At 67.9% G+C, this 20,910-nt stretch carries 19 protein-coding genes and 1 riboswitch; of the genes, 10 read left to right on the plus strand and 9 right to left on the minus strand.

The window, feature by feature from the left end:
* Window positions 1–23: 23 nt before the first annotated feature.
* The gene (gene serB, locus Q8S30_RS14570) at window positions 24–917 is read right to left on the minus strand and encodes a phosphoserine phosphatase SerB (RefSeq protein WP_305666751.1); all 894 of its coding nucleotides are present in this window, start codon (window positions 915–917) and stop codon (window positions 24–26) included.
* Between the two features lie 203 nt (window positions 918–1,120).
* Here serB and Q8S30_RS14575 point away from each other — a divergent pair, with 203 nt between their 5' ends.
* Complete coding sequence (locus tag Q8S30_RS14575) at window positions 1,121–2,479, plus strand: GntP family permease (protein ID WP_305666752.1); 1,359 nt, start codon at window positions 1,121–1,123, stop codon at window positions 2,477–2,479.
* A 32-nt stretch (window positions 2,480–2,511) separates the two neighbouring features.
* Here Q8S30_RS14575 and Q8S30_RS14580 read toward each other — a convergent pair whose 3' ends face one another.
* Window positions 2,512–3,639, minus strand: coding sequence for a lytic murein transglycosylase (locus tag Q8S30_RS14580; RefSeq protein WP_305666753.1), 1,128 nt, complete (start codon window positions 3,637–3,639; stop codon window positions 2,512–2,514).
* A 207-nt stretch (window positions 3,640–3,846) separates the two neighbouring features.
* Between Q8S30_RS14580 and Q8S30_RS14585 the strand changes: the two genes are divergently transcribed.
* The 3 genes from Q8S30_RS14585 to Q8S30_RS14595 all read left to right on the plus strand — a co-directional run bounded on the left by Q8S30_RS14585 (window position 3,847) and on the right by Q8S30_RS14595 (window position 7,589).
* On the plus strand, window positions 3,847–5,001 hold the full coding sequence (locus Q8S30_RS14585) for a phosphoserine transaminase (protein WP_305666754.1): 1,155 nt from the start codon (window positions 3,847–3,849) through the stop codon (window positions 4,999–5,001).
* A gap of 100 nt (window positions 5,002–5,101) precedes the next feature.
* Window positions 5,102–6,697 (plus strand): phosphoglycerate dehydrogenase, encoded by a 1,596-nt coding sequence (gene serA, locus Q8S30_RS14590; protein WP_305666755.1) that lies wholly within the window; start codon window positions 5,102–5,104, stop codon window positions 6,695–6,697.
* 133 nt (window positions 6,698–6,830) lie between these two features.
* Window positions 6,831–7,589: a metallophosphoesterase family protein gene (locus Q8S30_RS14595; RefSeq protein WP_305666756.1), complete on the plus strand. Its 759-nt coding sequence runs from the start codon at window positions 6,831–6,833 to the stop codon at window positions 7,587–7,589.
* Between the two features lie 3 nt (window positions 7,590–7,592).
* Here Q8S30_RS14595 and Q8S30_RS14600 read toward each other — a convergent pair whose 3' ends face one another.
* Window positions 7,593–8,480 (minus strand): MBL fold metallo-hydrolase, encoded by an 888-nt coding sequence (locus tag Q8S30_RS14600; protein ID WP_305666757.1) that lies wholly within the window; start codon window positions 8,478–8,480, stop codon window positions 7,593–7,595.
* Between the two features lie 160 nt (window positions 8,481–8,640).
* On the opposite strand from Q8S30_RS14600, the gene Q8S30_RS14605 reads away from it, so the two are divergent.
* From Q8S30_RS14605 to Q8S30_RS14630, 6 genes are all read left to right on the plus strand, one after another.
* Window positions 8,641–9,612, plus strand: coding sequence for a diacylglycerol kinase family protein (locus tag Q8S30_RS14605; RefSeq protein ID WP_305666758.1), 972 nt, complete (start codon window positions 8,641–8,643; stop codon window positions 9,610–9,612).
* On the plus strand, window positions 9,612–10,427 hold the full coding sequence (locus Q8S30_RS14610; protein ID WP_305666759.1) for a metallophosphoesterase: 816 nt from the start codon (window positions 9,612–9,614) through the stop codon (window positions 10,425–10,427). The genes Q8S30_RS14605 and Q8S30_RS14610 overlap by 1 nt, the downstream gene beginning before the upstream one ends.
* Window positions 10,409–10,873, plus strand: coding sequence for a CreA family protein (locus tag Q8S30_RS14615; RefSeq protein ID WP_305666760.1), 465 nt, complete (start codon window positions 10,409–10,411; stop codon window positions 10,871–10,873). Before Q8S30_RS14610 ends, Q8S30_RS14615 begins: the two co-directional genes overlap by 19 nt.
* 91 nt (window positions 10,874–10,964) lie before the next feature.
* Entirely contained in the window at window positions 10,965–12,140 is a 1,176-nt protein-coding gene (locus tag Q8S30_RS14620; RefSeq protein WP_305666761.1) for an acetyl-CoA C-acyltransferase family protein, read from the plus strand.
* Between the two features lie 64 nt (window positions 12,141–12,204).
* Window positions 12,205–12,424, plus strand: a riboswitch (cobalamin riboswitch).
* A gap of 103 nt (window positions 12,425–12,527) precedes the next feature.
* Entirely contained in the window at window positions 12,528–13,766 is a 1,239-nt protein-coding gene (locus tag Q8S30_RS14625) for an SRPBCC family protein (protein WP_305666762.1), read from the plus strand.
* On the plus strand, window positions 13,763–14,848 hold the full coding sequence (locus tag Q8S30_RS14630; RefSeq protein WP_305666763.1) for a hybrid-cluster NAD(P)-dependent oxidoreductase: 1,086 nt from the start codon (window positions 13,763–13,765) through the stop codon (window positions 14,846–14,848). The genes Q8S30_RS14625 and Q8S30_RS14630 overlap by 4 nt, the downstream gene beginning before the upstream one ends.
* A gap of 27 nt (window positions 14,849–14,875) precedes the next feature.
* Here Q8S30_RS14630 and Q8S30_RS14635 read toward each other — a convergent pair whose 3' ends face one another.
* From Q8S30_RS14635 to rsfS, 6 genes are all read right to left on the minus strand, one after another.
* Window positions 14,876–15,376 carry an RNA pyrophosphohydrolase gene (locus Q8S30_RS14635; RefSeq protein ID WP_305666764.1) on the minus strand — a complete coding sequence of 167 codons (501 nt, stop codon included), beginning with the start codon at window positions 15,374–15,376 and terminating at the stop codon, window positions 14,876–14,878.
* Between the two features lie 48 nt (window positions 15,377–15,424).
* The gene (locus Q8S30_RS14640) at window positions 15,425–16,768 is read right to left on the minus strand and encodes a S41 family peptidase (protein WP_305666765.1); all 1,344 of its coding nucleotides are present in this window, start codon (window positions 16,766–16,768) and stop codon (window positions 15,425–15,427) included.
* Window positions 16,769–16,771: 3 nt separating this feature from the next.
* Window positions 16,772–17,944 (minus strand): murein hydrolase activator EnvC, encoded by a 1,173-nt coding sequence (locus tag Q8S30_RS14645; protein WP_305666766.1) that lies wholly within the window; start codon window positions 17,942–17,944, stop codon window positions 16,772–16,774.
* Between the two features lie 8 nt (window positions 17,945–17,952).
* Window positions 17,953–19,473, minus strand: a complete 1,521-nt coding sequence (gene gpmI, locus Q8S30_RS14650) for a 2,3-bisphosphoglycerate-independent phosphoglycerate mutase (RefSeq protein WP_305666767.1) — start codon at window positions 19,471–19,473, stop codon at window positions 17,953–17,955.
* A gap of 265 nt (window positions 19,474–19,738) precedes the next feature.
* Window positions 19,739–20,209 (minus strand): 23S rRNA (pseudouridine(1915)-N(3))-methyltransferase RlmH, encoded by a 471-nt coding sequence (gene rlmH, locus Q8S30_RS14655; RefSeq protein ID WP_305666768.1) that lies wholly within the window; start codon window positions 20,207–20,209, stop codon window positions 19,739–19,741.
* A gap of 1 nt (window position 20,210) precedes the next feature.
* Window positions 20,211–20,585, minus strand: coding sequence for a ribosome silencing factor (gene rsfS, locus Q8S30_RS14660; RefSeq protein WP_371135529.1), 375 nt, complete (start codon window positions 20,583–20,585; stop codon window positions 20,211–20,213).
* Window positions 20,586–20,910: the final 325 nt, after the last annotated feature.

The raw sequence follows: 20,910 nt of genomic DNA on the forward strand, positions 1-20,910 counted from the left end.
CCGTCCCCCGTCTTTTCCGGGGATCACAGCACGAAGTCGGCGGCCGCGTAACCCTGGATATACAGCAGCGCCGTCAGATCGCCGTGGTTGATGCGGATATCGCACTGCGCCGCCACCGCCGGCTTGGCGTGCAGCGCGACCCCGGCCCCGGCCATGCCCAGCATCCCCAGGTCATTGGCGCCGTCACCCACCGCCATAACCTCATCGTGCCGCAGCCCCAGCCGAGCGGAAATCTCGCGCAAGGCCACCATCTTCGCCTCGCGCCCGAGGATCGGCTCGGCCACGCGCCCGGTCAGCAGGCCGCCCTCCACCAGCAGCGTGTTGGCGCGGTTCTCGTCAAACCCCAGATGCGCCGAGACGGAGGCGGTAAAGGCGGTGAACCCACCCGACACCAGCGCCGCATATCCCCCCGCCGCCTTCATCGTGGCGATCAACTCACGGCCCCCGGGCGTATAGGTGATCCGCTCCGCCAGCACCTGCGCGATCACCGCCTCCGGCAGCCCGGCCAGCAGCCCCACCCGCTCCCGCAAGGCCGCCTCGAAATCCAGCTCGCCATTCATCGCCCGCGCGGTGATCCCGGCCACATGCGGGCCAACCCCGGCCATGTCGGCCAGCTCGTCGATACATTCCTGCCCGATCATCGTGCTGTCCATATCGGCCAGCAGCATCCGCTTGCGCCGCCCTGCCGCCGGCTGCACCACCAGATCGACGCGCATCGCCTGCAGCCCCTCCCACACCTCCCAGCGGTTGCCGGGCATTGCAGGCACGCCGAACTCCGCCGCGATCCCTGGCGCCAGCCAGCGCGCATCGCCGCCGCCCCAGGCATTGCGCAGCGATTCCACCGTCTCGCGGTGCAGATCGGCGCGGGCCGGGCTCGCCAGCAGGGTCACGACGGCATCGGTGGGCAGGTCACTCATCGCAGAGACATCCTCGGGTGGTTTCGGCGGGGGTGCCGCACTCCTGCGACGGTGTGCCGCTTACGGCAAAATTTCATCTCGCGCCAGTGTGGCGGGCGTGCACTTGTTGCATCGCCATCCTGCGGGTGCGTCAACCTGGACGCTCCAAACGCTGGCACCGCGCCCCAACTCCGGCTACGCTGCGACGCAGCATGGAGGCCCATATGGCTGTGTCCCTGATCATTCTCGCCCTCGCGCTTCTGATCGTCGGGGCATGGCGCGGCATCTCGGTGCTGGTGCTGGCCCCAGCGCTGGCCCTGCTTGCGGCGCTCGCCTCGGGGATGCCGGTGCTGGCCAGCTACACCCAGGTGTTCATGACGGCGGCCGGCGGCTTCGTCGTGGCCTTCTTCCCTCTGTTCCTGCTGGGGGCGATGTTCGGCAAGGTGATGGAGGCGTCGGGTGCTGCCGCCCGCCTCGCTTCGGCCATCGCCTCGGTGCTCGGCCCGCAGAATGCCATCCTCGCCGTCGTCATCGCCTGCGCGGTGCTGACCTATGGCGGCGTCTCGCTGTTCGTCGTCGCTTTCGCCGCCTGGCCGCTCGCGCGGGCTTTGTTCGCCCAGACCGGCCTGCCGGCGCGGCTGATCCCGGCGACCATCGCGCTTGGCGCCTTTACCTTCACCATGACCGCGCTGCCCGGCACCCCCTCGATCCAGAACGCGATCCCGATGGCGACCTTCGGCACCACCCCCTTTGCTGCGCCCGGCCTTGGCCTGATCGCGGCGGCGGTGATGCTGGGGCTGGGGATGCTCTGGCTGCAGATGCGGGTGCGCCTGCTGGTGGGCGATGCCCCGCCCGAGCAGCCCGAGCTGCCGCCGCGCGACCGCCCCCTTCCGCTGTGGGTCACGCTGGTGCCGATCCTGTCGGTGGCGGTGGTGACGCTGGTCATGGGCAGCCTTGTCCTGCCGGCACTCGACACAACCTACCTGTCGCTGCCGGCCTATGGCGCGACCGATCTGGCGCGGGTGAAGGGCCTCTGGTCGGTGATCACCGCGCTCGGGCTGGCGCTGGCCCTGGCGCTGATCCTCAGCCGCCCGCCCCGGATGATGCTGGTGCTGAACGAGGGCGCGGAATCCTCGCTGCTGCCGCTGTTCAACACCGCCAGCCTTGTGGGCTTCGGCGCGGTGATCGCCACCCTGCCGGGGTTCGAGGCGCTGCGGATCAGCCTTGAAGGGCTGTCGGGCGGCAATGTGCTGATCTCGGCGGCGCTGTCCTCTGGGGCGCTGGCCGGGATCACCGGCTCCGCCTCGGGCGGCATGTCCATTGCGCTCGACGTGCTCGGCCCCTCGCTGGTGGCTGGGGCCGCGGCGCAGGGGGTGGATCCGTCGCTGCTGCACCGGGTCATCGCAGTGGCCACCGGGGGGCTGGATACCCTGCCGCACAATGGCGCGGTGATCACGCTTCTGGGCATCTGCGGCATGACCCACCGGCAGGCCTATGGCGATATCTTCGTCGTGGCGGTGCTTGTCCCGATCCTCGCCTGCGCGGTGATCATCGGGCTGGGGCTGCTGTTCGGAAGTTTCTGAAAACAGGCCGCCCTTGCCGGACGGCCCGCCCCTCACCCCAGGCTGCGCAGCAAGGCCACCGAGGGAACGCCGGTCGCCGCCTGCCCGATGCTGCCCTGATAGGCGCTGATCGCGCTGCGGCTCTTCGGCCCCAGCACCCCGTCCGCTCCGCCGGTGTCGAATCCCCGCGCCGTCAGGCGCTGCTGCAGCCGGATGCGGTCCTCCTTGGTCAACCCGTTGGCATCGGGCGGGAAGCTGCCGCGCAGCGGGCCGCCGCCGGCGATACGGTCGGCCAGATGCCCCACGCCAATCGCATAGAGATCGGAGTTGTTGTAGCGCTTGATCGCCCGGAAGTTGCCGGTCACCGCAAAGCGCGGCCCTCCCGGCTGCGGCTGCAGCGCGCCGTCCGCCGCTTCCGCCCCCCAGCGCACCCCCGAGGTCCAGCCGCTGCGCGAAAGATACGCCGCGGTCGAGGCGAGCGAGTCCGTGGGATCATCCGACCAGATGTCGCGCCGCCCGTCGCCGGTGAAATCCACGGCATATTGCAGATAGCTGGTCGGGATGAACTGGGTATGCCCCATCGCCCCGGCCCAGCTTCCGGTCATCCGCTCTGGTGTGACATCGCCGTTCTGCAAGATCCGCAGTGCCGCGACCAGCTGCTGTTCGAAGAACGCCGCGCGGCGCCCGTCATAGGCCAGCGTCGAGGTTGCCGAGATCACCGGCACATCGCCCCGCCGCTCGCCATAAAAGCTCTCCAGCCCCCAGACCGCGGTGATGATAGAGGCATCGACACCATAGCGCGCCTCCAGCGCGGCCAGCGTCGGGCGCTGGCGCGCATAGGCGGCGCGGCCCTTGGCCACCCGCTCATCCGACACGGCGATGGACAGATAATCCTCCAGCGTGCGGTTGGATTCGGGCTGGTTCCGGTCCCGCGTCACCGCGCCCGGCACGAAACCGGCAGACCGGAAGGCCGCGGCGAGCGTGCCCGCGGAAATCCCCTGCGCTGCGGCCCGCCCCTGGAACGAAGCCACCCAGGCGTCATAGCCCGCATTCGGCACCGGGCGCAGATCGTCCGGAATGCCCGCCGGCGCCGACGCGCCCCCAAGGTTGCGCGGGCCCGCGCAAGCCGCCAGCCCGAGTGCCCCAAGCCCGAGGCCGAAGTGCCGCCTGCTGATCGACATGTCTGCCCTCCTTGGCTGATCCTTGGACCCAGCATAGCCGAACCCCCCGGGGCCGCAATCCGCGCCTCGCGCAGCGGCGGGTTTCGGCCCCGGAAGGTGCCCGGCCGGGGCCCCAGTTTCCCCCTTGCTTTATTTTCCGCCCAACACTATCCCCATCGGCGGGACACCCTTCCCCAACGAAGGGCGATTATCTGTAAGGATACCATCATGGCACTGACCGCCCCGGCTACGCGCCCGGCTAATCCGCGTTTCTCTTCGGGCCCTTGCGCGAAGATCCCCGGTTTCTCCCTCGATATGCTTGCAGACGCCCCCTTGGGCCGTTCGCACCGTGCCGCCATCGGCAAGGCCAAGCTCAAAGAGGCGATTGACCTTACCCGTGACATTCTGGGCGTGCCCGCGGAGTACCGCATCGGCATCGTCCCCGCCTCCGATACCGGCGCCGTGGAAATGGCGCTGTGGTCGCTGCTCGGCGCCCGCCCGGTAGAGATGCTGGCCTGGGAAAGCTTCGGCGAAGGCTGGGTCACCGATGTGGTGAAGCAGCTCAAGCTCGACGCCACCGTGCGCAAGGCCCCCTACGGCGAGATCGTCGATCTGGCCGAGGTCGATTTCGACAAGGACGTGGTCTTCACCTGGAACGGCACCACCTCGGGCGTGCGGGTCCCGAACGGCGATGCGATCCCCGCTGCCCGCGCTGGCCTTACCATCTGCGACGCGACCAGCGCCGCCTTTGCGATGGACCTGCCCTGGGACAAGCTCGATGTCGTGACCTTCTCCTGGCAGAAGGTTCTGGGCGGCGAGGGCGGGCATGGCGTGCTGATCCTCAGCCCCCGCGCGGTGGAGCGGCTGGAAAGCTACACCCCCGCCTGGCCGCTGCCGAAGATCTTCCGCCTCACTTCCAAGGGCAAGCTGAACGAAGGCATCTTCGTGGGCGAGACGATCAACACCCCGTCGATGCTGTGTGTCGAGGACTACCTTGTGGCCCTGAAATGGGCACAGACGGTCGGCGGGCTTCAGGGCCTGATCGCCCGCTCGCAGGCGAACGCCGCGGCGATTGCGGACTTCATCGACGGCAAGGACTGGATCGCCAACCTTGCCGTCGATCCGGCCACCGCCTCGACCACCTCAGTCTGCCTGAAGTTCACCGATCCGCGGATCGTGGATGGCGCCGCCTTCGCCAAGGCCGTCGCCAAGCGGCTGGAGAAAGAGGGCGTCGCCCTTGATGCTGGCGCCTACCGCGACGCGCCTCCCGGCCTGCGGATCTGGTGCGGCTCGACGGTGGAGGCCGCCGATGTCGCCGCGCTGATGCCCTGGGTCGAATACGCCTTCGAGGCCGAGATCGAGGCGCAGGCGAAAGCCGCATGATCTTTTGCCGCCGGGCGCGTCCCGGCGGCCTCCCGCAAAATCATGCGCATGACATCTGCATGGTTTCCATATGCATTCCATATCCTCACAGGAGCCCATCATGGCCCCCCGCGTTCTCGTATCCGACGAACTCTCCGAAACCGCCGTGCAGATCTTCCGCGACCGCGGGGTCGAGGTGGATTACATGCCCAAACTCGGCAAGGACAAGGAAAAGCTGGCCGAGATCATCGGTCAGTATGACGGCCTTGCCATCCGCTCTGCCACCAAGGTGACCGACAAGCTTCTGGCCCTCGCGCCGAACCTCAAGGTCATCGGCCGCGCCGGGATCGGCGTTGATAACGTTGACATTCCTGCCGCCTCGCGCAACGGCGTGATCGTGATGAACACGCCGTTTGGCAACTCCATCACCACTGCCGAACATGCGATTGCGATGATGTTCGCCGTCGCGCGGCAGCTGCCCGAGGCCTCGGTCTCCACCCATTCCGGCAAATGGGAAAAGTCGCGTTTCATGGGGGTGGAGCTGTACAACAAGACCCTCGGCGTGATCGGCGCGGGCAATATCGGCGGCATCGTCTGCGACCGCGCCCTTGGCCTGCACATGAAGGTGCTGGCCTATGATCCCTTCCTGTCCGAAGAGCGCGCCAAGTCGATGGGCGTGACCAAGGTGGAGCTGGACGACCTGCTCGCCCGCGCCGATTTCATCACCCTGCATGTGCCGCTGACCGACAAGACCCGCAACATCCTCAACGCCGAAGCCCTTGCAAAGACAAAGAAAGGCGTGCGGATCATCAACTGCGCCCGCGGCGGTCTGGTGGATGAAGCAGCCCTTGCCGAAGCGCTCAAGTCCGGCCAGGTCGCCGGCGCCGCCTTTGACGTGTTCGAGGTGGAGCCTGCCACCGAAAGCCCGCTCTTCGGCCTGCCGAACGTGGTGGTGACCCCGCATCTGGGCGCCTCCACCACCGAAGCGCAGGAGAATGTGGCGCTGCAAGTTGCCGAGCAGATGTCGGATTACCTTCTGACCGGCGCCGTGCAGAACGCGCTCAACATGCCCTCCGTCACCGCCGAGGAAGCCGCGGTCATGGGGCCCTGGGTCAAGCTGGCCGGGCATCTGGGCGCCTTCGTCGGCCAGATGACGGATGAGCCGATCAAGGCCATCAACATCCTCTATGACGGCCATGTCGCCGACATGAACCTGGCCGCGCTGAACTGCGCCGCCATTGCCGGCATCATGCGCGCCACCAACCCGGCGGTGAACATGGTCTCGGCCCCGGTAATCGCCAAGGAACGCGGTATCCAGATCTCGACCACGCAGCAGGAAAAGTCTGGCGTGTTCGATGCTTACATCAAGCTGACGATGGTCACCGAGACCCGCGAACGCTCGATCGGCGGCACGGTGTTCAGCGACGGCAAGCCGCGCTTCATCCAGGTCAAGGGCATCAACATCGACGCTGAGGTGGGCCAGCACATGCTCTACACCACCAACCGCGATGTGCCCGGCATCATCGGCACGCTTGGCGGTACGCTTGGCAAGCACGGGGTCAACATTGCCAACTTCACCCTTGGCCGCGCCGCGGCGGGAGAGGATGCGATTGCGATCCTGTATCTGGACGAACCGCTGCCAGAGGAAGTGAAAGCCGATCTGGAAGCGACCGGCCTGTTCCAACAGGTCAAGCCCCTGGAGTTCGAAGGCGTCTGACCCATCGGAACCCGCCCGCAAGGTGCGGGTTCACACCCGGGTGGTTCGACGTTCTGTCACGCCCGCGCTATAGCAACAGCAAGGCCCCTGCCCGAATCGGCGGGGGCCTTTTCCCTCAAGTTTCGGAGACGCCATGCGGACCTATGCCATCGGTGACATTCACGGCCATCTTGACCTGCTGAAGGCCGCCCATGCGCTGATCGCGGCCGACCGGGCAGCGATTGGCGATACCGAGGCGCCGGTGGTGCATATCGGCGATCTGGTGGACCGCGGCCCCGACAGCCGCGGCGTGATCGACTTCCTGATGCAGGGTCAGGCGATGGGCGCGCCCTGGGTGGTGCTGAAGGGCAACCATGACCGGCTGTTCACGCTGTTCATGGCCGACCCCCATGACAGCGACGACTGCCTGCGCGCCGATCTTGCCTGGCTGCATCCGCGCCTTGGCGGCGGCACCACGCTTGCCTCCTACGGTCTCGAGGCGCCGTCGGATCGGCCGCTCGCCGATGTCCATGCCGAGGCGCATGAGGCGGTTCCGCCGCAGCATGTCGACTACCTGCGCGGCCTGCCGACCTGGCATCTGCGCGGCGATGTGCTGTTCGTCCATGCCGGCATCCGCCCCGGCGTCGACCTGCGCGAACAGACCGAGGATGACCTGCTGTGGATCCGCGACGGGTTCCTGTCGGATACCCGCGATCATGGCGCGCTCATCGTGCATGGCCATACCGCCCTGTCCGAGCCGACGCATTACGGCAACCGCCTGAACATCGACAGCAGCGCCGCCTATGGCGGAACGCTGACGGCGGTGGTGATCGAGGGGCGCGAGGTCTGGCTTCTGACCGAGGCTGGCCGGGTGCGGCTGGATCCGTCGCCGCAACCCGCCGCGGCGGAGTAGGCGCTACCGCGGCACGAAGCGGTTCACCGGCATCTTCAGGTAGCTGTGCCCGTCATCCTCGGCCGCTGGCAGCGCCCCGCCGCGCAGGTTGACCTGCAGTGCCGCGATCATCCGTTCGGGCAGCGCCAGCGTCGCATCCCGCGCCTCGCGCCGGGCGATGTACTCCTCGCGGACCGTGCCCGCCTTCACATGGGCGTTCGTCGCCAGATGCTCGGCCACCGTCGCCATGCAGCGCGGCGCGGCGTCCTTGGCCGGGTAGTCGTGGCCGATGTAAAGCCGCGTCTCTGCCGGCAGCGCCAGGATCGCCTGCAGGCTGTCCCACAGCACCGCCGCGCTGCCGCCCGGGAAGTCGGCCCGGCTCGACCCGCTTTCGGGCATCATCAACGTGTCATGCACGAAGGCCGCATCCCCCGTGACATAGGTGATCGAGGCGAGCGTGTGCCCGGGTGACAGCATCACCCGCACCGGGATGTTGCCCACCATGAACGCGTCCCCTGCCGCAAACAGCCGATCCCAGCAACCGCCATCCGGCGTCTCCTCCGGGCGCCAGTTGTACAGCTTCTGCCACAGCCCCTGCACCTCGCGCACCTTCTCGCCAATGCCGCGCGGCACGCCGCCGAAGCGGTCGGACAGGATGCGCGCCGCGCTCAGGTGGTCGGCATGGGGATGGGTGTCGAGGATCCAGACAGGGGTGATACCGGTGGTCCGCAGATAGGCCTCGATCTCGTCCGCGCTCTGCGTCCAGGTCGCCACCGCCTTCGCATCATAGTTCCAGACCGGGTCCACCACCGCGCCCTGCATCGTCTCGGGGCAGTGGAACACGTATTGCAAAGAGCCGGTGGGGCGGTCGAAAAACGACTGGACCACGGGGTTATGGGCGGGGCTGGTCATATGCGGTCTCCTGAATGCGTTCCGCCCAAGGTGGGGGTCCGTGCGGCAGTGTCAACCCGGGCGCGGCAACATGCGCAGGCAATGCCGCAGCGGGGGAACCGCCGCAAGGGGGCTGCGTTGGAACCCGGGGCCGGGGTGTGCCCGTGGCCAAGGGGGCAACATGCAAGGTCCAGTCTGTATCATCGCCAACACCGGCGCGGGGCGCAAGAAAGCCGCGCGGCTGCATGCCCTGCTGGACCCGATGATCGAGCGCATCGGCGGGCATCCCGAGGTGCGGCTGATCGACGAGGGCGAGGATATCGCTGCCGCCGCCCGCTCGGCCCGGGCTGGCGGGTTTGCCACCATCATCGCGGCGGGCGGGGACGGCACCATCTGCGCCGTCGCGGCGGAACTGGTCGGCACAGACATCGCGATGGGCGTCCTCCCGCTTGGCACGTTCAACTTCTTCTCCCGCAGTCTTGGATTTCCAGAAGATCCGCAAGAGGCGGTCACCGCGCTGGCCGAGGCCGAACCCCGCCGCATCGCGGTCGGCGAGGTGAACGGCCAGATCTTCCTGAACAATGCCAGCCTTGGCCTCTACCCCGCCATCCTCGAAAGCCGCGAGGCGATCTACAGCCGCTGGGGCCGCTCGCGCATCGCCGCCTATTGGTCGGTGATCCGCACCATTGCCGATTTCCGCCGCCCCTCGGTGATGAAGGTCACGATTGACGGGGAGGCGCGCCGCCTGCGCGCGCCGATGGTCTTCGTCGCCGCCAATGGCTACCAGCTCGACCAGTTCGGCCTGCCGGGGGCCGACTGCCTCGACCAAGGCCAGTTCGCAGTGTTCCTCGCCCCCGATTGCACGCGGGGGCAACTGGTGCGCTTCGCCGCGCGGCTGGCGCTGAAGCAGGCGCGGCCCGAGACGGATTTCGAGATGCTTTGCGGGACCGAGATCGTGATCGAAACGCGCAAGCCGCGCCGCACCATCGCGCGGGATGGCGAGCGTGACAAGATGACCGGCCCGTTCCGGTTCCGGATGCTGCCCGGCGCGCTGAAGGTGCTGGCACCGCCCGCGGCCGAGGAAAGCTCCGCCAGCGTCGCCAACCGCATTGCCGCCGAAGGGCCGGGTGCCGCCAGCGGCGCCGCAGCCTGATGGCGAGGCTGCTGCACCTGTCCGACTTGCATTTTGGCCGCACCCGCCCGGGGCTGCTGCAACCGCTGGTCGATGCCGCGTGGGAGCTGAAGCCCGATGTCACGCTGATCTCGGGCGACCTGACGCAACGCGCCCGCGAGTGGCAGTTCGAAGAGGCGGCGAACCTCATCGCCGATCTGCCGCAGCCGGTGCTGACCGTGCCCGGCAACCATGACATTCCGCTGGATCGCCCTGTGTCGCGCTTCCTGCGCAGCTTCGCCGCCTACAAGGCCGACATCTCGCCCGATCTGGAGCCGATGCTGGACCTGCCGGGGGTGCGGATCGTGTCGATCAACACCGCCTGGCCCTTCGCTTTCGAGCATGGGAAAGTGCGAAGCCGCGGCCTTGTCCGGGCCGTGCAGCGCCTGCAGGAGGCCCCCCCCGGCGTGCTGCGCGTGGTCATGCTGCATCACCCGCTGATCCACCCGCCCGGCGCCCGTAAGGAGCCGATGCCCAATGGCGTGAAGGCCGCCCATGCGCTGTCAGAGGCGGGGGCGGATCTGGTGCTGTCGGGGCACCTGCACACCTGGGGCGCGGCAGCCGACATGCTGCAGGAAGGCCGCCGCGCGATGCTGCAGGTGTCGGCCGGCACCGGGCTTTCAACCCGCTTGCGCGGCGAGGAAAACGACTTCAATCTTATCGAGACCCTGTCGCAGCCCCCCGTTCATGCCTTGCGCGTGACCCGCTATGTGGCGAAGACTGGCGGCGACGGCTTCACCCCCGGGGCGACAGCCGATTTCGTCGAAGGAGAGACCGGATGGCGTCCCGCGGACTGATGGCTTTGCTAATGGCGATGATCGCCACGCCCACCCTCGCCGAAGAGGTCGGCCGCGTCGGCGTGGACTGGACCGGCAATGACATCGTGATCGAGGCGCTGGCCGACCCCAAGGTGCCCGGCGTTACCTGCCACCTGTCCTATTTTGAGCGCAGCCTGATCGACCGCGTCTCGCAGGGGAACTGGTTCGAGGATCCCTCCAACGCCTCCATCGCCTGCCGCCAGACCGGGCCGATCACGCTGGGGGATATCGACCGCGGCGAGGATGGCGAGGAGATGTTCCGCGAGGGCCGATCCTTGATCCTCAAGTCGTTGCGGGTGCGGCGGGTCTATGACGCCGAGAACAACGTGCTGATCTACCTCGCCCATGCCCGCGAGCTGGTCGAGGGATCGGCCAAGATGTCGATCTCGACCGTGCCGCTCTGGGAAGCCGCCCCAGCAGACTGAGACAATTTCCCTTGCGTCACATGGCCCGCGCCGCTGGCATCCCGGCCAGCGCAGGGCTAACCTCCCCGCAAATCTGCAGGGGAGAGAGACCATGACCGATATCGTCATCCTGTCCGGGGCGCGCACCGCCATCGGCACCTTCGGCGGCAGCCTTGCCGCGCTGCCGCCCATCACGCTTGCTGCTATTGCCTCGCGGGCCGCGCTGGAGCGGGCGGGCGTTGAGGGCGGCCAGATCGGCACCGTGGTCTTTGGCCATGTGCTGAACACCGAACCGCGCGACATGTACCTGTCGCGCGTCGCGGCGATGGAGGCGGGCGTGCCCGACACCGCGCCCGCGATGAACGTCAACCGTCTCTGCGGGTCCGGCGCGCAGGCTATCGTCTCGGCGACGCAGGCGCTGATGCTGGGGGATGCCGATTTCGCCCTCGCCGGCGGGGCCGAGAGCATGAGCCGCGCCCCCTATATCCTGCCCGCCGCCCGCTTCGGCCAGAAGATGGGCGACGTACGCGCGCTCGACATGATGGTCGGCGCGTTGACCTGTCCCTTCGGCACCGGCCATATGGGCGTGACCGCCGAGAATGTCTCGCGCGAGCATGATGTCAGCCGCGCGGCGCAAGACGCTTTCGCGCTGGAAAGCCAGCGCCGCGCCGCCGCCGCCATCGCCGAGGGCCGTTTTGCCAGCCAGATCACGCCGGTCGAGATCGTGGGCCGCAAGGGCACTGTGATCTTCGACACCGACGAGCACCCCAAGCAGACCAGCCTCGAGGCGCTTGGCGGGCTGCGGCCGGTGTTCCAGAAGGACGGCACTGTCACCGCCGGCAATGCCAGCGGCATCAATGACGGCGCGGCGGCGCTGGTGCTGGCCCGTGCCTCGGCAGCCGAAGCCGCGGGCCTCAATCCCCGCGCCCGCATCCTTGGCTATGCCGTCGCGGGCGTGCGCCCCGAGGTGATGGGCATCGGCCCGGTGCCCGCCGTGCAGGCGCTCTGCGCCCGCACCGGCCTGACGGTCATCGACTTCGACGTGATCGAATCGAACGAGGCTTTTGCCGCGCAGGCCCTCGCGGTCAACGCCGGCCTCGGGCTCGACCCGGCCCGCGTGAACCCCAATGGCGGCGCGATTGCCCTTGGCCACCCGGTCGGCGCCACCGGCGCGCTGCTGACCGTGAAGGCGATGTATGAGCTGGAGCGGACGGGCGGGCGCCGTGCCCTCATCACCATGTGCATCGGCGGCGGGCAGGGCATTGCCCTCGCCATCGAGCGGATTTAAGCGCCACTCCGCGAAATCGCTGCGGTGCGTCGTTTTCGGGCGACTGCGCTGCAGCATCTTGCCGCATCATCCGGTTCACCAAGGTGCTGCCGGCCGGGCTTCGGGCGGCAGAGAATTGGGAAGCCGGTCAAATTCCGGCGCTGCCCCCGCAACGGTAGGGCAGGGAAAGGGGCGCGAGGGCCACTGAACCGGAGGAGGTTCGGGAAGGCGCGTCCCCGCCAGCGGCGCCCCGGTGCCAAGGCCCCTGCCAAGCCCGGAAACCAGCCTCGGACCAGCCAAGCCGCGGTGGGCGGCACGGGGCTGCCTTGCCGGGCGTTCCTCACACGCCCCGCCTGTGCGCCCCCTCGTCCATCGCCCAGCCCCGCCCCCAAGGGCAGATGAGGACCGATGATGCGCGACGCCGATGCCCTTGCCCTGCTGCTCAGCCGCAAGAAGAACCACTCCCTGCCGCAGCCTTTCTACAATGATCCCGGCATGTTCCAGCTGGATCTGGAGCGGTTCTGGTATCAGGACTGGCTGTTCGCGCTGCCCTCTTGCGAGATCCCCAAGACCGGCAATTACATCACCATGCAGGTCGGGGCCTATCCGGTCGTCGTGGTGCGCGGCGCCGATGGCGTGATCCGCGCCTTCCACAACACCTGCCGCCACCGCGGCCAGCGCATCTGCTCAGCCATCAAGGGATCAGCGCCCAAGCTCGTGTGCCCCTATCACCAATGGACCTATGAGCTGGATGGCCGCCTGCTCTATGCCCGCGACATGGGCCCCGATTTCGACGCCGGCAAATACGGGCTGAAGCCGGTGCAGTGCCGTGAAGCCGGCGGGATGGTCTTCGTCTGCGTCTCTGACACGCCGCCCGCCTTCGATGCGCTGGCCGAGAAGCTGGACGCCTATGTCGGCCCGCATCGCCTGAAAGACAGCAAGGTCGCCTTCGAATCGACGATCATCGAGAAAGCCAACTGGAAGCTGGTGATCGAGAATAACCGCGAATGCTATCACTGCTCGGGCAGCCACCCCTCGCTCTGCCGCACCTATTCCGACAGCCCCACCATGACCGCGATGGAAGGCCCAGACGCCGCCGCGCCCGAGATCATGGCGCATTGGGCGCGGTGCGAGGCGGCGAACCTGCCATCGCGCTTCGTCAACCATCCGGCGATGCAATGGCGTCTGGCGCGGATCCCGCTGCTGAACAATGCCGAAAGCTTCACGATGAGCACCAAGGCCGCGGTGTCCAAGCGCATGGGCGATGTGCCCTTCGACAATGCCGGCAGCCTGCTGTTCTACCACTACCCCAACAGCTGGAACCACTTCCTCGCTGACCACGCCATCGTGTTCCGCATCCTGCCGCTATCGCCCACCGAAACGCAGGTGACGACGAAATGGCTGGTCCACAAGGACGCGGTGGAAGGCGTGGATTACGACCTGCAGCGCCTGACCGAAGTGTGGCTCGCGACCAATGACGAAGACCGTCAGGTGGTCGAGGAAAACCAGTACGGCATCAACTCGCCCGCCTATGAGCCCGGCCCCTATTCCACGCTGCAAGAGGAAGGCGTGATCCAGTTCATCGACTGGTATTGCGACACCCTTGGCCAGCGCCTGACCGGCCGCTCGATCATGGCCGCCGAATGAGCGCGGGCGATTTCCACTCGGCCTTCCGCCCTTCCGCTCCGTGGCGCGAGGATGAACCGCTGGAATGCACGATGGTGATCCCCGAAGCGCCGGGGGTGGCCAGCTTCTGCTTCCGTGCGCCCTCGGGCGCGTGGTTCGACCATGCGCCGGGCCAGTTCCTGACGCTGGAGCTGCCGCTGCCCACCGGCACCGTGCACCGCACCTTCACCATCTCCTCCAGCCCCTCGCGCCCGCTGTCGATCACCATCACCGTCAAGGCGCAGGAGGTCAGCCTCGGCACCCGCTGGATGCTGGAACACCTCACCCCCGGCACGAAGGTTCGCGCCTTCGGCCCGGCCGGGGTCTTCACCCTGCCCGACGCCGCGCCGCGCAAATACCTGTTCATCTCGGCCGGATCAGGCATCACCCCGATGCTGGCGATGACCACCTGGATCTGGGATTCCGGCTTCGAGCCCGACATCGCCTTCGTCCATTGCGCCCGCCGTCCGCAGGACCTGATCTTCCGGCAGCGGCTGGAGCATATGGCCAGCCGTACCCCGGGGCTGAAGCTGCATTGGGTGGTGAAGGAGGATGACCCCTACCGCACCTGGACCGGCTATCGCGGCCGCTTCAACCAGCTGATGCTGGGCCTGATGGCGCCCGATTACCTCGACCGCGAGGTGTTCTGCTGCGGCCCCGAAAGCTTCATGCAGTCGGTGCGCGACATGCTGAACGCGCTTGGCTATGATATGGCCCGCTATCACCAGGAAAGCTTCCACGCCCCCGCCGCGACCGAGGCCGAGGTGCCGGAAATCGACGATGTGGTCCCCTCCGACGACCGCACCGCCGAGCTGCATTTCGCGGCCTCCGGCGTGACCGCGACCTGCCGCGAGACCGATACGGTGCTGACGGTGGCGCGCGCCTCGGGGCTCAACATCCCCTCGGGCTGCACCTTCGGCGTTTGCGGCACCTGCAAGGTCAAGAAGACCGAGGGCGAGGTGGTGATGGTGCATTCGGGCGGCATTGCCGATGAGGATATCGAGGCGGGCTATATCCTTGCCTGCTGCTCGCGTCCCATCGGGCGGGTGTCGGTGGAGATCTGACGGCCCGACTGCAATGATCGGCGGCGTTCAGGCCAGATGGCCGCGGAACGCCGCCACCACTTCTTCATAAACCGCGCGCTTGAACGGTACGATGGCCTCGATCATCTCCTCTGCGCCGATCCAGCGCCATTCCGAGAACTCGGCATGGTCGGTGGCGATGTTCACCTGATCGTCGCGCCCGGTGAAGCGGTAGAGGAACCAGCGCTGCTTCTGCCCGCGAAAGCGCCCGCCCCAGACGCGGCCCAGCAATTCCGGCGGCAGGTCATAGGTCACCCAATCCGGTGACTTGGCCAAGAACTCCACCAGATCCTCGGTGACCCCGGTCTCTTCCCACAGCTCGCGCAACGCCGCCTGCCGGGGCTTCTCGCCCTCGTCGATCCCGCCCTGCGGCATCTGCCAGGCAGGGGCGTCGCTGTCGATGCGGCGGCCGGCAAATATCCGGCCCTCGGCATTGATCAGCACCACGCCCACGCAGGGGCGGTAGGGCAGGGCGGCGGCTTCGGCCTCGGTCAAGTTCGGTCGGGTCATGGGCAAGGTCCTGATACGAAAAGGGGCCGGCCTCCCGGCCCCATCGTCTTACTGCGCCGGCGCGATGGCCGACAGGCCCTTCAGGATGTCGATGGCATAGGCCATCTGGTAATCCTCAACCCGCAGCTTGGCGGCTTCCTCGGCCTTGGTCTGCTCTTCTTCCAGCAGGCGCTTTTCATCCTCGGTCATCGAGTCATTGGAGATCGCCCCCCGCAGATCCGCTTCAGACCGGGCCTGAGCGGCGGCGCTTGCCTTTTCCTCTTCCTCGGTCGCTTCGGGCAGCGGCGCGGGCTGCTGCACCACGATGTCGGGGGCCACGCCAAGCGCCTGGATCGAGCGGCCCGACGGCGTGTAATAGCGCGAGGTGGTCAGCCGCATCGCGCCATCACCGCGCAGGGGGATCACCGTCTGCACCGAGCCCTTGCCGAAGCTCTTGGTGCCGACCACGATGGCGCGGCGATGGTCCTGCAGCGCGCCGGCAACGATTTCCGAGGCCGAGGCAGACCCTCCATTGATCAGCACCACCACCGGCTTGCCCTGCGCCAGATCGCCCGGCTCGGCGTTGAATCGCTCGCTGTCATCGGTGTCGCGGCCACGGGTGGAGACGATCTCGCCGGCGTCAAGGAAGGCGTCCGACACCATGATCGCCTGGCTCAGCAGCCCGCCCGGGTTGTTGCGCAGGTCGAGCACGAAGCCGTTGATCTTCTCGATCCCGCCGGCTTCCTCGACCTTGGCATTCAGCTGCTCTTCCAGGTTGGGATAGGTCTGGTCGTTGAAAGTGGTGATCCGCAGCACCACGGTCTTGCCTTCGACGCGGCCGCGCACTGCGGTCAGCTTGATGGTGTCGCGCACCAGCGTCACGTCGAACGGCTCTGCCGTGCCCTCGCGGCCAATGGTGATCACGATCTCGGACCCGACCGGGCCGCGCATCATCTCGACCGACTCGTCCAGCGTCAGGCCCAGCAGGCTCTCGCCATTCACATGGGTGATGAAGTCGCCCGACTGGATGCCAGCCTCGGCTGCCGGGGTGCCGTCGATGGGCGAGACCACCTTCACGAAGCCCTCTTCTTGCGTGACCTCGATCCCCAGCCCGCCGAACTCGCCGCGGGTCTGTTCCTGCATGTCGTCGAAATCGGCGGGCGGCAGATAGCTCGAATGCGGGTCAAGCGAGGTCAGCATCCCGTTGATCGCGGCCTCGACCAGCTCGCCGGCATCGACCTGCTCTACATACTGGGCGCGAATCCGCTCGAAGATATCGCCAAATAGGTCCAGCTGTTCGTAAACCGAGGCCTCCTTGTTCGCCTCTTGCGCAATGATCGGCCCCGCGATCTGCGTCGTCAGAAGCGCCCCCGCCACGGTGCCGCCAAGAACGGCCATCACGAACTTCTTCATGCGCTAGTCTTCCCTCGTTTCGGTGAACCATGCGGCAGGGTCCACGGGCTCCTTGCCCTGTCTCAGCTCTATATAAAGCGTTTCGGTCCGGTCGGCGCCACCGCCTTCTTGGGCCGCGGCCAGGAATTCCTGCCCACCCGGCTCTGCCCCGCCCATCAGTCCGACGGGTGCACCCGCCTCCAGCACGTCACCCGTCGATCCATAGACCGTGCCGAGCCCCGCCAGAACCAGAAGATAGTCTTCTGCGGGCTCAAGGATCATCACGTTTCCGTAGTCGAGCAGCGGGCCCCGGTAGCGGATCGTCGCGGGCCAGGGCGTGGTGACCAATGCGGCGGGCCTCGTGGCGATCAACAGCCCCGGGCGGCGGATGCCGGCGGCATCGGCCTCACCGGCCGCGCGCAGCACGGTTCCCAGAACCGGCAGAGCCAACGTGCCCTGCGCACCCTCGAAATCCTCCATCGGCGGACCGATGTCTTGCTCCATCCCGTCGATGCCATTGGTGAAGGCTTCCAGCGTTTCGGCACTGGCCAGCAGCGCCTGCAGCTCCTCGGGATCTTCCAGAAAGCGGCGCGGCAGGTCGGTGCGGTCCTGCATCGCCTGGCTCAGCGAGGTGCGCGCTTCTTGCGCCGCAGTCAGGCCAGACGACAGCAGCTCCACCGCCCCCTCCTGCAGCCCGCGGATCTGGGCAACCTCCTGCAGGTCGCGGCTCAGCATCGAGGCCTCGTCCTGCAAGGCAGGGGTCACGTCCGACAGGATCATCCCGGCGCGCACCGCGGCCTCCGGTCCCTCGGGGTGCAGGAGCGTCAGCGGCGCGGGCGAGGTCTGCATCGTCATCATTGCGCCCAGCAGACGCGACAGCCGGTCGCGCCGCGCGTCCAGATCGGCGGCAATCTCCGCCTCGCGCAGCGCCGCCTTGCGCAGCCCGTCGCGCAGCGAGGCAAGCCCGGTCTCATAGGCGCGGATGGTCTGACTCAGCGCCGCCACCTGCTCGCGCCCGGTACCCGCCTTGCGCAATGCGGCGATAGCGGTGCGCAGCTCCTCGGCCGCCGTCACCGCGCCCTGCGCCACCGTCACCGGCCGCGGCGGCGCACCGCGCTCGGCGGTGCTTTGCTGCGCCAGCGAAGGCGCCGCCAGCGCCAGAGCGGCGGCGAGCATGATGCATCGGGTGGCGCGCATCCGTCGCATCAACGCACGATCAGAGTTTGCCCGGTCATCTCGGGCGGCTGCGGCAGGCCCATCAGGTCCAGCAGCGTCGGCGCAAGGTCCGCCAGCCGCCCCTGCCGCAGCGACACGCCTGCCGGCCCGCCGATCAGCGCCACCGGCACCGGGCTCGTGGTATGCGCGGTATGCGGCCCGCCTGTCACCGGGTCGATCATCACCTCGCAATTGCCATGGTCGGCGGTGAGCACCATCGCACCACCTGCGGCTTGCAGCGCGGCGACGACCTTGGCCAGCCCCCGGTCCACCGCCTCGCAGGCGGCCATCGCGGCGGGCAGGCTGCCGGTATGGCCCACCATGTCGGGGTTGGCATAGTTCACCACGATCAGGTCGAACCCCTGCTCGATGGCGCCCACGAAATGCTCGGTCACTTCCTCAGCCGACATCTCGGGCTGCAGGTCATAGGTGGCGACCTTGGGGGACTTCGCCATGTAGCGGTCCTCCCCCGGCTCCGGCAGCTCTCGCCCGCCGTTCAGGAAGAAGGTCACATGGGGGTATTTCTCGGTCTCGGCCAGCCGGAACTGGGTCAGTCCATGCTTGGCAACCCATTCGCCAATCGTGTTGGCGATGGCCTGCTTGGGGTAGCAGGCGGTCATGAAGGCGTTGTGCGCGGCAGAGTAATCCACCATCCCCAGCATCGCCGCCCAGACCGGGCGCGCCCCCGTGTCGAACCCGGCAAACTCCGGCGCGCCAATCGCCGACAGGATTTCCCGCGCACGGTCGGCCCGGAAGTTGAGGCAGAAGAAACCGTCGCCCTCCTGCGCCCCGGCATAGGTGCCGATGATGGTGGGGGCGATGAACTCGTCGGTCTCGCCCCGCGCATAGGCGGCGGCCACCGCGGTGGCGGCATCGGGCGCAGCCTCGCCCTCGGCGCGCACCATCGCCGCATAGGCCCGCTCCACCCGCTCCCAGCGGTTGTCGCGGTCCATCGCCCAATAGCGGCCGATCACCGTCGCCACCCGCGCGCCCTCGGGCATCCCCGCGAGCAGATCCGCCACGAACCCCGCGGCAGAGGAGGGCGCCACATCGCGCCCGTCGGTGATCGCGTGCAGCGCCACCGGCACGCCAAGCGCCACCAGCGCCCGGACCGCCGCCAGCACATGCACGATATGCCCATGCACCCCGCCATCCGACACCACGCCCATCAGATGCGCCGTGCCGCCGGTGGCCCGCAGCCGTTCGGCAAAGGCCAGCAGGGCAGGGTTCACGGCAAAGCTGCCATCCTCGATCGCCAGGTCGATCTGCCCCAGATCCATCGCCACCACCCGGCCCGCGCCGATATTGGTGTGCCCGACCTCGGAATTGCCCATCTGCCCGGTCGGCAGCCCGACATCCGGCCCGTGGGTGATCAGCGTGGAATGCGGACACCCCGCCATGATCGCGTCGAAGGTCGGGGTGTCGGCCAGCAGCGGCGCATTGCCCTCGGGCTCGGCCCGCTGGCCCCAGCCGTCGAGGATGCACAGCACAACGGGTTTGGGATGGGTCATCGCGAGGCCTCCTGCCAGGGTCGCGCCCTTGATACGCCGCAGCGCCGCACGGAGCAACCGGTGGGTGTGGGAGCAGATGCGGTTGCCTGCGCCGCCTGCCTTGGCGAAGGCCATCGCCTTCGCCACTCACCGCCCTTTCAACCACACCGGACGGGCCTCAAGGGGCGGGCGCTGTCCTCCCCCGGTTTCGCGTTGCCAGTGGCTCTGGGTGAACGGTCGCGCAGCGGGTGGGGGCGAGGCAGTGGCTCGCCTTGACCCGCCCGAACTACTCCCGGTGATACGGCGACCCCGCCAATATCGACGCGGCACGATACAGCTGCTCCGCCAGCATCACCCGCACCAGCATATGGGGCCAGACCATCTGCCCGAAGGACAGCGCGAAATCCGCCCGCGCGCGCAGGGCCGGGGCAATACCGTCCGCCCCGCCGATAACGAAGGCCACGTCGGACCGCCCCGCATCCCGCCAACCGCCCAGAACGGCGGCAAACTCGGGCGAGGTCATCACCCGCCCCCGCTCATCCAGCACCGCCAGCAGCGCGCCTGCAGGGACAGCCCGCGCCAGCAGCTCGGCTTCCGCCTCGCGCCCGCCGCCGCGCTTGTCCTCCACCTCATGCTCCGCCGCCGGGCCAAGGCCAAGGGCCCGCCCGCTGCGGTCGAAACGCTTCAGATAGTCATCGACAAGCGCGCGCTCGGGGCCGGACCTGATCCGGCCCACCGCGCACAGATGCACCCGCACCTTAGGACTGGCGCACGCCGAACTCGGCTGCGTTCGACGGCAGCCACATCTTCTCAAGCTGGTAGAAGTCGCGCACTTCGGGGCGGAAGACATGAACGACGACATCGCCCACATCGATCAGCACCCAGTCGCCCTGATCCTTGCCCTCGATCTTGCAGACACGGCCGAACTCGGTCTTCATCCGGTCGACCAGCTTTTCGGCGATGGAGCCGACCTGACGGGACGAACGGCCCGAGCAGATCACCATGTGATCGGCCACGGAAGACCGGCCACGCAGGTCGATCGACACCACCTCTTCGGCCTTGTCATCGTCGAGGGAAGCCAGAACGCGGTCGAGCACCACATCGCTCGACACATCTTGGGAAAGGGCGCTCATCGGCACCGATCCTGCGGCCCCGGCAGTGGCCGCCTGCAGTGAAATAGACAGGACATCGTCCTCCTGGGTTGCGCGCCGATCCGGCCCCGGCGCGAGGCAATACCTTATAAGTAGCATCGCGGCCCCGAAATCTCAATGGAGCCATTCGCGGGCCCGCCGCGCCGGGCAGAAATGCGCGGATCATGGCGCGCCGGCCCGCCCCCGGCCCACGCTTCCCAGTTGCCTTGCAGCGGATTCGCGCGTATTGACGCAGCCCATGAGAGGCTTCGTCTATTTCGATATCCACGACCGCGCGCGGCTTCCGGGCCGCTTCTTCGGCGTGTCG

The sequence above is a fragment of the Frigidibacter sp. genome (genome assembly GCF_030695035.1).
Classification (GTDB): domain Bacteria; phylum Pseudomonadota; class Alphaproteobacteria; order Rhodobacterales; family Rhodobacteraceae; genus Frigidibacter.